Source organism: Kocuria palustris (genome assembly GCF_007666205.1).
Taxonomy (GTDB): domain Bacteria; phylum Actinomycetota; class Actinomycetes; order Actinomycetales; family Micrococcaceae; genus Kocuria; species Kocuria palustris_A.
In genome coordinates this window covers 47,738-60,359 of the sequence record NZ_VDOR01000011.1, presented here as the reverse complement: position 1 = coordinate 60,359, position 12,622 = coordinate 47,738, and the positions used below count along the sequence as shown (strand labels likewise).

General features: G+C 72.8%; 12 protein-coding genes. 4 read left to right on the top strand and 8 right to left on the bottom strand.

What is annotated here, in order from left to right; translation table 11 throughout:
- Window positions 1–83 precede the first annotated feature (83 nt).
- From FSY66_RS10230 to hrcA, 4 genes are all read right to left on the bottom strand, one after another.
- The gene (locus FSY66_RS10230) at window positions 84–1,223 is read right to left on the bottom strand and encodes a PhoH family protein (RefSeq protein ID WP_396350898.1); all 1,140 of its coding nucleotides are present in this window, start codon (window positions 1,221–1,223) and stop codon (window positions 84–86) included.
- A gap of 130 nt (window positions 1,224–1,353) precedes the next feature.
- Entirely contained in the window at window positions 1,354–2,121 is a 768-nt protein-coding gene (locus FSY66_RS10225; RefSeq protein WP_144794550.1) for a 16S rRNA (uracil(1498)-N(3))-methyltransferase, read from the bottom strand.
- A 10-nt stretch (window positions 2,122–2,131) separates the two neighbouring features.
- A complete protein-coding gene (dnaJ, locus tag FSY66_RS10220) occupies window positions 2,132–3,292 on the bottom strand; it encodes a molecular chaperone DnaJ (RefSeq protein ID WP_144794548.1) in 1,161 nt (386 codons plus the stop codon).
- A gap of 83 nt (window positions 3,293–3,375) precedes the next feature.
- Window positions 3,376–4,389, bottom strand: coding sequence for a heat-inducible transcriptional repressor HrcA (gene hrcA, locus FSY66_RS10215; protein WP_144794546.1), 1,014 nt, complete (start codon window positions 4,387–4,389; stop codon window positions 3,376–3,378).
- Window positions 4,390–4,611: 222 nt separating this feature from the next.
- Here hrcA and FSY66_RS10210 point away from each other — a divergent pair, with 222 nt between their 5' ends.
- Window positions 4,612–5,478 (top strand): DUF3097 domain-containing protein, encoded by an 867-nt coding sequence (locus tag FSY66_RS10210; RefSeq protein ID WP_144794544.1) that lies wholly within the window; start codon window positions 4,612–4,614, stop codon window positions 5,476–5,478.
- 160 nt (window positions 5,479–5,638) lie between these two features.
- Window positions 5,639–6,238 (top strand): magnetosome magnetite crystal formation protein family, encoded by a 600-nt coding sequence (locus tag FSY66_RS10205; protein ID WP_260853640.1) that lies wholly within the window; start codon window positions 5,639–5,641, stop codon window positions 6,236–6,238.
- A gap of 46 nt (window positions 6,239–6,284) precedes the next feature.
- Here FSY66_RS10205 and hemW read toward each other — a convergent pair whose 3' ends face one another.
- The 3 genes from hemW to lepA all read right to left on the bottom strand — a co-directional run bounded on the left by hemW (window position 6,285) and on the right by lepA (window position 10,326).
- Window positions 6,285–7,529, bottom strand: coding sequence for a radical SAM family heme chaperone HemW (hemW, locus tag FSY66_RS10195; protein WP_144794542.1), 1,245 nt, complete (start codon window positions 7,527–7,529; stop codon window positions 6,285–6,287).
- A gap of 89 nt (window positions 7,530–7,618) precedes the next feature.
- The gene (locus tag FSY66_RS10190) at window positions 7,619–8,476 is read right to left on the bottom strand and encodes a hypothetical protein (protein ID WP_144794540.1); all 858 of its coding nucleotides are present in this window, start codon (window positions 8,474–8,476) and stop codon (window positions 7,619–7,621) included.
- A 2-nt stretch (window positions 8,477–8,478) separates the two neighbouring features.
- Complete coding sequence (gene lepA, locus FSY66_RS10185) at window positions 8,479–10,326, bottom strand: translation elongation factor 4 (RefSeq protein WP_144794538.1); 1,848 nt, start codon at window positions 10,324–10,326, stop codon at window positions 8,479–8,481.
- Window positions 10,327–10,452: 126 nt separating this feature from the next.
- On the opposite strand from lepA, the gene FSY66_RS10180 reads away from it, so the two are divergent.
- Together FSY66_RS10180 and rpsT are read left to right on the top strand one after the other, a co-directional pair.
- Window positions 10,453–11,034 (top strand): type II toxin-antitoxin system PemK/MazF family toxin, encoded by a 582-nt coding sequence (locus FSY66_RS10180; protein WP_144794536.1) that lies wholly within the window; start codon window positions 10,453–10,455, stop codon window positions 11,032–11,034.
- Window positions 11,035–11,189: 155 nt separating this feature from the next.
- On the top strand, window positions 11,190–11,453 hold the full coding sequence (gene rpsT / locus FSY66_RS10175; protein WP_144794534.1) for a 30S ribosomal protein S20: 264 nt from the start codon (window positions 11,190–11,192) through the stop codon (window positions 11,451–11,453).
- Between the two features lie 118 nt (window positions 11,454–11,571).
- On the opposite strand, the gene holA is transcribed toward rpsT, so the two are convergent.
- Window positions 11,572–12,576, bottom strand: a complete 1,005-nt coding sequence (gene holA / locus FSY66_RS10170; protein WP_144794532.1) for a DNA polymerase III subunit delta — start codon at window positions 12,574–12,576, stop codon at window positions 11,572–11,574.
- Window positions 12,577–12,622 lie beyond the last annotated feature (46 nt).

Sequence of the window (12,622 nt, the reverse complement as noted above, 5' to 3'; positions counted from 1 at the left end):
GCGATGGGGGTCGTAGGCGGCCCAGGCCTGCCGGTGCTCGGCGGGGACCTCATCGGCCGCGAGCCGGATGTCGAACTCGACGGTCACCGCCCCTCCTCCGGCTGCGGCTGGGCCTGCCCCGGGCCCTGCCCGGCGCCGGCGGCGGCCTCGCGGCGCGCCTCCTTGCGCTCGCGCCGCTCGGCGCGGCGGCGGTTCGTCGCGCCGAAGTGCTCGTAGGCGTCCACGATCCGCCCGACGAGCTCGTGGCGCACGACGTCGTCGCTGGTCAGCTCGGGGAAGGCGATGTCGTCGACGCCGTGCAGGATGTGCTCGACCTGGCGCAGCCCCGAGGAGGTGCCGCCGGGCAGGTCCACCTGCGTCACATCGCCGGTCACGACGATCTTGGAGCCGAAGCCCAGGCGGGTCAGGAACATCTTCATCTGCTCGGGCGTGGTGTTCTGCGCCTCGTCGAGGATGATGAACGACTCGTTGAGCGTGCGCCCGCGCATGTAGGCCAGCGGGGCCACCTCGATGGTCCCGGCCTCCATGAGCTTGGGGATGCTCTCGGGGTCCAGCATCTCGTGCAGGGCGTCGAACAGCGGCCGCAGGTACGGATCGATCTTCTCGTTGAGGGACCCGGGCAGGAAGCCCAGCCGCTCCCCCGCCTCGACGGCGGGCCGCGTGAGGATCAGCCGGGAGACCTCCTTGCGCTGCAGGGCCTGCACCGCCTTGGCCATGGCCAGGTAGGTCTTGCCCGTGCCGGCCGGGCCGATGCCGAAGGTGACCGTGTGGGCGTCGATGGCGTCGACGTAGTGCTTCTGGTTGACGGTCTTCGGCCGGATCGTCCTGCCGCGCGAGCTGAGGATGTCCTGGTTGAGCGCGCTCGACGGCTTGGCGGCGACGTCGCGGCCGAGGATGCCCAGCAGCTGCGAGACGACCTGCGGCGTGACCAGGGTGCCCTGTGCGGCGAGGGCGCGGATCTCCTCGAGCAGCGCGACGACGACCGCCACGTCCTCCCCGCGGCCCTCGACGACCACGGTGAGGTCCTGGGCGCGCAGGCGCGTCCCGGGGCGGGCCAGCTCGATCTGGGTGAGCGCGCTGTCCGCCTGGCCGATGCTGCGGACCATGGTCTCCCGGTCGTGGAAGACGACGGAGCGGCGCACGCGCTCCTGCTCGGGGCTCGGTCCTGCCTCGGCGGGGCGTTCCGGGGTGGGCCCGGTGTCCGGCATGGTGCTCTGGTGCATGGTGATGGCCCTGCGGCCGCTGCTGCCTTCCGTGCTGCGCTGGGTGGGTCCGGGCGACGGCGCTGCGCCGTCGCGTCAGGGCCTCACCCTACCGCGCCCCTGCGGCGCCCGGCCGCGGCCTCCGGTGCGCTCACCATCGCCCGAGGCCGGCGGACAGGACCGCCACGGCCGCCGCCCCTGCCGTGGAGGAGCGCAGGACCTCCGGACCCAGGAGCACGGGCTGCGCGCCGGCGGCCGCGAAGCGCTCGAGCTCCGCATCGGAGACGCCGCCCTCGGGGCCCACGATCAGCCCGATCGCCTCGAGGCCCTCGTCCGCCGCGAGCTGCGGGGCCAAGGCGCAGAGCCGGTCCCGGGCGCTCTCGTGCAGCAGGAGCCAGCGGGTCCGCGGGCGCTCGGCGATCGCAGCGGCCAGGGATCCGCTCGTGACCGGCTGATCGAGACGCGGCCAGTGCGCCCTGCGGGACTGCTTGGCCGCCGAGGTCAGGGTCGACTCCCACTTGGCGAGCTGCTTGTCCCGGCGCTCCGGGCGCAGCCGGGCGATCGAGCGCTCGGCCTGCCACGGGACCACGGCGTCGATCCCGAGCTCGGTGCACGACTCGACGGCCTGCAGATCCCGGTCCCCCTTGGCCAGGGCCTGCACCAGGAGCAGCTCCGGGCTGCGCGCGGGCTCGTGCCGGGCCGAGACCACCGTCAGGGCCAGCCCCTCGCCCTGGGCGGAGCGGACCTCGCCCGCGACCCGCAGGCCCCGGCCGTCGACGAGCTCGAGGTGCTCGCCGGGGCTCATCCGCCGCACGGTCGCGGCGTGGCGCGCCTCGGCACCGCGCAGGACGATCGGGTCCCCCGCGGCCGCGCCGGCCAGCAGCTGCGTCTCGGCCCGGAAGACGGGCAGCGTGGTCACCGCGGCGGCCTCACTGATCCGCGAAGCGATCGCGCAGGCGCGAGAAGAACCCGCCCCCGCCGCGCTCGTTCGAGCGGCTGACCGCGGTGCCGGTGTGCTGCTCCTCGCCGCGCAGCGACGCGAGCCGGCTCAGCAGGTCGCGCTGCTCGGCGGTCAGGTCCTCCGGGGTCTCGACCTCGAGGTGCACGATCAGGTCGCCGCGGTCGCCGTTCTGGCTGCGCAGCTTGGTCGAGCCGAGGCCGTCGACCGTGCGGGTCTGGCCCGACTGGGTCCCGGCCGGGATGGTGATCTCCTGGGGGCCGTCGAAGGTGTCCAGGCGCAGCGTGGTCCCCAGGGCCGCCGAGGTCATGGGCACGCGCACGCTGAAGTGCAGGTCGTCGCCGTCGCGCGAGAAGGTCGGGTCCTCGGTCACCTTGGTCTCGACGTAGAGGTCGCCGCTGCCGCCGCCGGCCACGCCCGCCTCGCCCTGGCCCGAGAGCCGGATGCGCACACCGGTGCGGACGCCGGCCGGGATCCTGACGTTCAGCGGGCGCTTGTCGCGCACGCGGCCATGGCCGTAGCACTCCTGGCACGGGGTCTTGATGACGTCGCCGTAGCCGCGGCAGGTCGGGCACTCCGCCACGGTCATGACCGTGCCCAGGGGCGAGCGGATCGGCTGGCGCACCTGGCCCTGGCCGCCGCAGTCGGCGCACTGCTCCGGGTGAGTGCCCGGCTGGCAGCAGGTGCCCTGGCACTCCGGGCACACGACGGCGGTGTCCACCGTGATGCTCTTCTGCGTGCCGAAGACGGCCTCCTGCAGCGAGACGTCCACGGTGATCAGCGCGTCCTGGCCCTGTCGGGTGCGGGACTTGGGGCCCTGCGAGCCGCCGCCCTGGAAGAAGGCGTCGAAGATGTCGCCGAAGCCGCCGAAGCCCTGACCGCCGAAGCCGCCCCCGCCGAAGCCCCCGAAGCCCGACTCGCCGTTCTCGTTGCCCGTGGCGTCGTAGATGCGGCGCTTCTCGGGATCGGAGAGGACATCGTTGGCGTGGGACACGCGCTTGAACTCCTCGGCGGCATCCGGGGACGGGTTGACGTCCGGGTGCAGCTTGCGCGCCTTCTTGCGGTAGGCGCGCTTGATCTCCTCGGCGGACGCGTCCCGGGACACGCCCAGGGTCTCGTAGTGATCGCTCAAGAATCGTTCCGTTCTCGTTCGCGGTGGTTCGTGCTGGTTCGTGGTCTGCGCTCCGGCCCGGCCTGCGGCCCGTCCGGGGCCCGTCAGGTCGGCAGGGACCTGGAGAGGTAGCGGGCCACGGCGCGCACGGCGGCCATGGTCTGCGGGTAGTCCATGCGGGTGGGGCCGAGCACGCCGAGCTTCGCGCGCCGCTCCGGACCGTACCCCGTGGCGACGACGGACGTCTCCATCAGCGGATCCGAGGCGTCGTCGGCGCCGATGCGCACGGCGATGCCCCGCTCGTCCTGCTCCATCTCCGAGAGCAGCTGCAGCAGGGTCACCTGCTCCTCGAGGGCCTCGAGGACGGGGCCGATGCTGCGGCGGAAGTCGTCGGTGGACTGCGCGAGGTTCGCGGTGCCCGCCAGGAGCATGCGCTGGCCCGCGGCGCCGTCCAGCAGGGCGGACACCGACGAGGCCACGGCCTCGAGCAGCGGGCGCTCGGCCGGCGGCGCCTGCTGGGCGCCTGCTGCGATCGCCGCCCCGGCACCGGCCAGGGGGTGCCCGACGACGGCGCCCAGGACCCGGGAGCGGACGTCGAGCACGACCGATTCCGCCGTCGGCTCGGGCATCCGCAGCATGCGCTGGGACACGCGGCCGTCGGTGGGGATCACGACGAGCAGCACCTGGTGCTCGTCCATGCGCACGAGCTCGAGGTGGCGCAGCGAGGCCGAGCTGACCGACGGGTACTGCACCACGGCGACCTGGTGCGTCAGCTGCGCCAGCAGGCGCACCGTGCGCTCCATGACGTCGTCGATGTCCTCCGCGCCCTCCAGGAGGGTCTGGATGGCCCGGCGGCGCGCAGGGGTCAGGGGCTGGACGGCCGCGATCCGGTCGACGAACTCGCGATAGCCCTTGGCCGTGGGGATCCGGCCCGAGGAGGTGTGCGGGGCCATGATGAGCCCCTCGTCCTCGAGCACGCCCATGTCGTTGCGGACGGTCGCCGAGGAGACGCCCAGTGCGTGGCGCTCGACGAGAGCCTGGGAGCCGACCGGCTCCCTGGAGTGGACGTAGTCCTCCACGATCGCCTGCAGGATCTGCAGCCTCCGGGGATGGTCCATGGTCCGCTCCTTCCTGCCTCTCGTCGGTGCGCCCGCCCATTCTGGCACTCGTCGTCTCACACTGCTAAGCCAGTGTAGGCGGACTCACCCGCAGGGCTCCCGGGCTCGGGCCCTTGGTACGCTCACCGCTGATCCGCCCCGGGTCGGCGCGCGCCGGGGTCCGCGCCGCCGTCCGCGGCGGTCCGCGCGCCGCCGATCCGCCGACCCGCACAGGAGGCCGCCATGTCCGGAGCGTCCTGGGGCCCCCGCCCCCTGAGCGATCTCTCCGCCTCGAACCGCCCGCCGGAGCCGCGCAGGCTCCCGGTGGCCCGCGGGATGGTGCTCGAGGAGTTCGAGACCGGGTGGGTCGGCGCGGTCGTGCGCCTGGAGACGATCGGCGGCATGCGGGTCATGAGCCTCGAGGACCGGCACGGGCGGGTGCGCGCCTTCCCCCTGGGACCCGGCTTCCTCTTCGAGGGCGAGCCCGTCGTCGCGGCCGAGCCCCAGCGGGCGCCGCGGCCGGCGAAGCCGGCCCGCACGCGCTCCGGATCCGTCGAGGTCGAGGGCTTCCGCGCCCGCACCGCCCGGGCCTCCCGCATCTGGGTCGAGGGCAAGCACGACGCAGAGCTCGTGGCCAAGGTCTGGGGCCACGACCTGGCGGTCGAGGGCATCGTGGTCGAGCCGCTGCACGGCGTCGACGACCTGGCCTCCGCGGTCGCGGAGTTCTCCCCCGGCCCGGAGCGGCGCCTGGGCATCCTGGTGGACCACCTCGTCGAGGGCTCGAAGGAGTCGCGGATCGCCGCGCAGGCCATGCGCGTGCCGTCGGCCCGCGGGAACGTGGCGATCCTCGGCCACCCGTACATCGACATCTGGCAGGCCGTGAAGCCCTCGGCGATGGGCATCCCCGCCTGGCCGGAGGTTCCGCGCGGCACCGACTGGAAGACCGGCATCTGCCGCGGCCTGGGCTGGGCGCACGAGACGCCCGAGGACATCGGCCGGGCCTGGGGCGCGATCCTCTCCCGCGTGGACACCTACGCCGATCTCGAGCCGGCGCTGCTCGGGCGGGTCGAGGAGCTGATCGACTTCGTGACGGTGCCCGCTGCGCGCTGAGCCGCCCGTCACACGCAGGCCTCCGTCGGTGTGGCCGCCGCCGCGCCCCGCTAGACTGTGGCCTGCCCGAGCGCCCTCCTCGCCGCAGCGCGTCCCGCAGCGGAGCCGACGGCGCCCGCACGACCGGCGATCCCCGGTCTCCCGATCTCGAAGGTGGACAGTGGCCGTCTCCAGCAGCAGCTCCCAGGGACTCGGCAGCGCCGAGGCCGAGCCCCGCGACCCGGACTCCCAGGGCGGATCGCACACCGCGCGGGCGACCAACGAGTACGAGGGCGTCAGCGCCGAGGCCGGCCCCGTCTCGGTCTCCGACGACCAGCAGCTCGCCACGCTGTCGCACATGCTCGGCGTCGTCGGGTGCGTCCCCAGCATCCTCATCCACCGCTGGTCCCGAGGTCGGGCCCGGTTCACGGAGCAGGAGTCGCTCGAGGCGGCGAACTTCACCCTGCTGCCCACGCTCGTGATCGTCGCCGGCATCGTCCTGGCCTTCATCCCGTGGATCGGCTGGATCTTCGCGATCCTCGCCGCGGCGGCGTGGCTGCTGCTGGCGATCTCCTCGGTGGCCGCGGCCGTGGCCGCCAACTCGGGGCGCCCCTACCGGTACCGCCTCAACTGGTACCTCTACGACACCCTGGCCAGCCGCCGCGCCGAGCGGCGCCGGGAGCGCGAGACCTCGAACCCGGTGACCGCGCAGGGCCAGGTCGTGCCCCCCAGCGGCCGCACGGACGGCGCGACCGAGACCGGCTCCGCGGCCGGGGCCTGAGACCGGGGGCGCACGGCGGCAGCACCGCGACGGGCGCGCGAACGGGTCAGTCGGCCAGCAGCCGGCGCACGACGGCATCTCCCAGCAGGCGGCCCCGGAGCGTGAGCACGAGCTCGCCGCGCAGCGCCCGGCGGCCGTCGATCAGCTCATCGGCCACGAGCTGCGCGATCCCGCGCCTGCCCGCCGGGCGCAGCATCTCGATCGGCATGCCGTCGGCGATCCGCGATTCGAGCATGACGCGCTCGAGATAGCGGGTGTCGTCGTCGAGCAGCTCCCTGCCCACGGCCGGGGACTGCCCACGGCGGACCGCGTTGACGTACGGCAGGGGGTGCTTGCGGTTCCACCAGCGCACGCCCCCGACGTGGCTGTGCGCGCCGGGGCCCACGCCCCACCAGTCCTGGTTCCGCCAGTAGGCGAGGTTGTGCGCCGAGCGGTTCTGCTCGGCAGTGCGTCCGCGAGCCGCGCGCGACCAGTTGGAGATCTCGTACCACTCGAAGCCGGCCTCCCCCAGCATCGTCGCGGCGATCTCGTACTTCTCCGCCTGGTCGTCCGGATCGATCGGCGCGACCTCGCCGCGGCGCATCTGCGCGGCCATCCGGGTGCCGTCCTCGACGATCAGGGAGTAGGCGGAGAGGTGATCGGGCTGCATCCCGATCGCCTGACGCAGGGACTCGCGCCAGTCCTCGAGCGACTCCCCCGGCGTGCCGTAGATCAGGTCGGTGCTCACCGACAGTCCCGCGTCCTTCGCCCACTGCACCGCTCTCGGGACGTTCGCGGGATCGTGCGTGCGGTCCAGGGTGCGCAGCACGTGCGGGACCGCCGACTGCATGCCGAAGGAGACCCGCGTGAAGCCGCCGTCGGCCAGGATCCTCAGGCCCACGGCGGTCACGGAATCCGGATTCGCCTCCGTGGTGACCTCCGCGCCCTCGGCCAGGCCGAAGGCCTCGCGGGCGGTGTCCAGGATCTCGACGAGCGCGGGGGCCGCCAGGCGCGTGGGCGTCCCGCCCCCGAAGAAGACGCTGTGCAGCTCGCGGGCGGCCACGCCCGAGGCGTCGAGGACCTGGCGGCCGAAGCGCACCTCCTGGGCCGCATCCCGGTGATAGGCCTCCTGCGAGACGCCCGGCCCGAGCTCGAGGGCCGTGTAGGTGTTGAAGTCGCAGTAGCCGCAGCGCACCGCGCAGAACGGCACGTGGACGTAGAGGCTCAGGGTCCGCCGATCGGCTCCGGCGGCGGCGGAGCCGGGCAGCAGGCCGTCCTCGGGGGGCGTCTCGCCCTCGGGCAGTGCAGGCATCTCAATCCTTCATCCTCGGGTGGAGCGTCAGGGTCTGCGCAGCGCAGTGAGTCTCCGGCTGAACGGGAGGGTCGGAGCATCGCTGCTGGTCAGAGCGCGATGGCCAGGCCAGTGACATCGTCGTGGGGCCTCAGGCGCGGACAGCGCAGGCACAGGGCGTCCTGACGCTCGAGGCGGCGCAGCCGCTGGACCAGCGGGCCGGCCCGCCCCTCCTGCAGGGCGGTGAAGAGGCCCTCCCGGTCGGTCAGACCGAACGGGGAGACCACGCGCTCGAGGCCGTCCGAGAGCAGGCACACCCGCCGTTCGGCAGGGCCCGGGAGCAGCTGCACCGCTGCGTGCTCGGCCGCCCGGGGACTGCTCCCCAGGATCCGCACCCCGTCATCGACGTCGCGCCGACGGCGGGAGCGCACCTGCGCCTCGATCAGCTCGGCGTAGGCCCGGGCGGCGCAGAGCCCTGCTGCGCGCAGGTCGTGCCAGTGCCGGATCAGGCGCTGCTCGGCGCCGTCGAACCGGGGGTCGCGGACCTCGACCGGCTCGTCGCCGTCCTCGATCCACAGCGGGGAGTCGCCCAGGACGAAGGCCTCCAGGCCCGCCGGGATGCGGCGGACCAGCGACAGCGTGGCGGTCGGGGTCTGCGCACCCGGCCAGCCGCGCTCGACGGAGCCCTGAGCGGCGGCCCGTGCGGACTCGACGTGCTGCGCGATCGGCACCGCTCCCTCCGCGTCGTCGGCCAGGGCACGGCGCAGGCCGCCCGACAGGGCCCAGGCGAACCGGGACACCCGGTCGTCGGCAGCGCGCGGATCCGCCGCCCCCAGAGGGGTGGCGCCGTCGATGACCCAGGCGGCGCGCACGGCGCGCGCATCGTCCTCGTCCGCGCGCAGCACGCCCCAGGCGTCCTGCGTGCGCCTCTTGAGCGAGACGGCCACGACCGCGGGGCCGGAGGGCACGGCTACTTCTTCTTCTCCGGCTCGTCCGCGGACAGCGCGGCGACGAAGGCCTCCTGCGGGACCTCGACGCGCCCGACCATCTTCATGCGCTTCTTGCCCTCCTTCTGCTTCTCGAGCAGCTTGCGCTTGCGGGTGATGTCGCCGCCGTAGCACTTGGAGAGCACGTCCTTGCGGATCGCGCGGATGTTCTCTCGCGCGATGATCCGGGAGCCGATCGCCGCCTGGACCGGCACCTCGAACTGCTGACGCGGGATGAGCTCGCGCAGCTTGTTCGCCATCGAGGTGCCGTACGAGTAGGCCTTGTCCTTGTGGGTGATCGCGGAGAACGCGTCCACGCGCTCGCCCTGCAGGAGCAGATCGACCTTGACCAGCTCGGCGGCCTCGTCCCCGTCGGGCTTCCAGTCGAGCGAGGCGTATCCGCGGGTCTTGGACTTGAGCTGATCGAAGAAGCCCACCACGATCTCGGCCAGCGGCAGGCGGTAGCGCAGCTCGACGCGGTCCTCGGAGAGGTAGTCCATGCCGGCCATCTGGCCGCGCTTGGACTGCGAGAGCTCCATGATCGTGCCCACGAACTCCGACGGCGCCAGGATCGTGGCCGAGACCATCGGCTCGCGGATCTCCTTGATCTTGCCCTCGGGGAACTCCGACGGGTTGGTGACCACGATCTCGGTGCCGTCCTCGGTCGTCACGTCGTAGGACACCGACGGGGCCGTCGCGATCAGATCCAGGTTGTACTCGCGCTCGAGGCGCTCGCGGGTGATCTCCAGGTGCAGCAGGCCCAGGAAGCCGCAGCGGAATCCGAAGCCCAGCGCCGTCGAGGTCTCGGGCTCCCAGACCAGCGCGGCGTCGTTGAGCTGCAGCTTCTCAAGCGCATCGCGCAGCACGGGGTAGTCCGAGCCGTCGATCGGGAACAGCCCGGAGAACACCATGGGCTTGGGATCCTCGTAGCCGCCGAGCTCCTGCTCCGCGCCCTTCTGCGCGGTCGTCACGGTGTCGCCCACGCGGGACTGGCGGACGTCCTTCACACCGGTGATCAGGTAGCCGACCTCGCCTGCGCGCAGGCCCTCGGTGGGCTGCGGCTCGGGGGAGATCGCGCCGATCTCGAGCAGCTCGTGCTGAGCGCCGGTGGACATCATCTGGATCCGCTCGCGCGGGGACAGGCCGCCGTCGAACAGCCGGACGTAGGTGACGACGCCGCGGTAGGTGTCGAAGACCGAGTCGAAGATCATGGCCCGGGCCGGGGCGTCGGGATCGCCGCTCGGCGGCGGGATCTCCTCGACGATGCGGTCCAGCAGCGCCTCGACGCCCTCGCCCGTCTTGCCGGAGACCCGCAGCACGCGCTCGGGGTCCTCGCCGATCAGGCTGCCGATCTCCTCGGCGTACTTGTCCGGCTGGGCGGCCGGCAGGTCGATCTTGTTGAGCACCGGGATGATCGTGAGGTCGTTCTCCATGGCCAGGTACAGGTTGGCCAGGGTCTGCGCCTCGATGCCCTGGGCGGCGTCGACCAGCAGGAGCGCGCCCTCGCAGGCCGCCAGGGAGCGCGAGACCTCGTACGTGAAGTCGACGTGCCCCGGGGTGTCGATCATGTTCAGCACGTGGTCGGTGCCGTCGACGCCCCACGGCATGCGCACCGCCTGCGACTTGATGGTGATGCCGCGCTCGCGCTCGATGTCCATCCGGTCCAGGTACTGGGCCTTCATCTGGCGCGGCGTGACCACCCCGGTCGCCTGCAGCATGCGGTCGGCCAGGGTCGACTTCCCGTGGTCGATGTGCGCGATGATGCAGAAGTTGCGCAGGACCGATTGGTCGGTGCGCGACGGCACCGGCGGATGGACGGCCAGTGGGGACAAGGCGAGCCTCTCAGGGGTCGGAACGGGCGCACGGCGGTGCTCTGGGGACCAGCGGCGGGGCGGATCAGTGCCCCAGTCTCTCATGACCGCCCGGCGGGGCCATCCGATGCCTGGTTCAATGGCGGCATGAACATCAGCCTCCAGCAGGTCGCCCGCGGACTGCGGCGCGGCTACCGCGTGGTCCAGCAGCTCCAGCGCAGCCGGGATCGCGCCGGATCCGGCGCCCCGTCGACGTCGACCGCCCCGCGGGATCGTCGCTCGACCCGCCCCGCCTCCTCGGCCCCGTCGGCCGGTTCCGGCGGCATCGGCGGAGCCGGCGGCTACGCGGGCGACTACCGGGGACGGGTGCGGGCGAGCTATGCCCCGGACCCCGACGGCGCCCCCGATCCGGGAGAGATCGTGTGGACGTGGGTGCCCTACGAGGAGGACCGCACCCGCGGCAAGGATCGTCCCGTGCTCATCGTCGGCCGCGAGGGTGCGCACCTGCTGACGCTCATGCTGACGACGAAGGACCGCAGCAGCGCGGCGTCGCCGGACCCCGACTACATCGACATCGGCACCGGCCCGTGGGACCGCCGGGGACGGCCCTCGGAGGTCAAGGTGGACCGGGTCATCCGCGTCCGGCCGGAGGACGTGCGCCGGGAGGGCGCGGTGCTGCCCCGCGACCGGTTCGACGATGTGGCCCGCGCGCTCGCGGACCGCCGCTGATCCGGGCGGCTCTGGTACACTGTTCCGCTGTGTGTCCGCGCTGATCGCCGGGCACTGCGGCCGGCTGTTGCGAGCGTCCCCACTCTCATGTCTCAGTCAGAGCCGGTCGTCTGCCCTCACCGAACCGATCATCGTGAACCTGTGAAGGAGTACCTGTGGCTAACATCAAGTCCCAGAAGAAGCGCATCCTGACGAACGAGAAGTCGCGCCTGCGCAACAACGCGTACAAGTCGGAGCTCAAGACCTACGTGCGCCGTCTCGACTCGGCCGTCGCCTCCGGCGACAAGGCCGCCGCCGAGGCCGCCCTGCGCGATGTCTCCCGCAAGTACGACAAGGCCGTCTCCAAGGGCGTCCTGCACAAGAACAACGCGGCCAACAAGAAGTCCGGCTTCGCCAAGCGCGTCGCCGCGATGGCCTGATCCCGCGTCCTCGCGGCATCGGCGCCGCGGCCGCGGCGCTTCCGACAGGGCCCCGCTCCCCTTCGTGGGAGCGGGGCCCTGTCGCGTCCTCGGGCGACAGCGAGAGCAACTGCCCGCCTCAGCGGCGGCCGGACAGCGCGATCGCGGTGATGGCCTTCTCCACCGCATAGGGCGCGCTGCGGGACTCGCCCTTGACCTGGGCATCGGCCTCGGCGAGCACGCGCAGGGCCCTGACCATGTCGTCCTCCGTGAAGCGCCGCGCCTCCTGCTGGGCGCGCTCCACCTGCCACGGCGCTCCCCCGACCTGGCCCGCGAGCTGGTTCGCGCTGCCGCGGACCCCGTGGACCGCCGCCACCAGCCGGACCTTGGAGGCCAGAGCGGCGACCATCGGAACGGGATCGGTGCCCGTGTCCAGCGCCTGCCGCCACAGCTTGAGCGCGGCCTCGGGCCGACCGGCCAGCGCCGCGTCGGCGACCTTGAAGGCCGTGGCCTCGACGCGGCCGCCGTAGTAGGTCTCCACGACGTCGAAGGTGATGTGATCCGGCCCGTCGGAGAGCAGCTGGGAGCAGGCCGAGGCCAGCTCCGAGGTGGAGGTGCCCACGGCCTGCGTCAGGGCGCGCGCCGCGTCGGGGTCGATCGTGCGCTGGTGGGAGCGGAACTCGTGGCGCACGAACTCGACCTTGTCCCGGTCGTTCTTCAGCGGCGCGGCGTCGACGACGACCGCCTTGGCCTTCAGCGCATCGAGCAGCTTCTTGCCGCGATTGCCGCCGGAGTGGACGAAGACCACCACGACCTCGGGATCCGCCTGGCCGACGTAGTCGAGACCGTCCTTGAGCATCTCCTCGTTCATCTGCGCGAGGTCCTCGACCACGATCAGCTTGGGGTCCTCGAACAGCGACGGGCTGGCCAGGACCTGCAGCTGACCCGGCGGGCAGCTCGACGCATCGATGCGCGAGACCTCGATCGAGCCGCGGGACTCCTTGAGCAGCCCCCGCAGCCGGTCGACCGCCCGGGCGATCAGGTAGCTCTCCTTGCCCGTGATGAGGATCAGCGGCGCGGGCTCGACATCGCGCCAGGAGGTCTCCGGAGCAGCGGCGGCGGTTCGACGGCGAGGCGGGGTCATGCCGGCAAGGATGTCATGGGCGGCCGACAGCCGACCTCGCCGATCA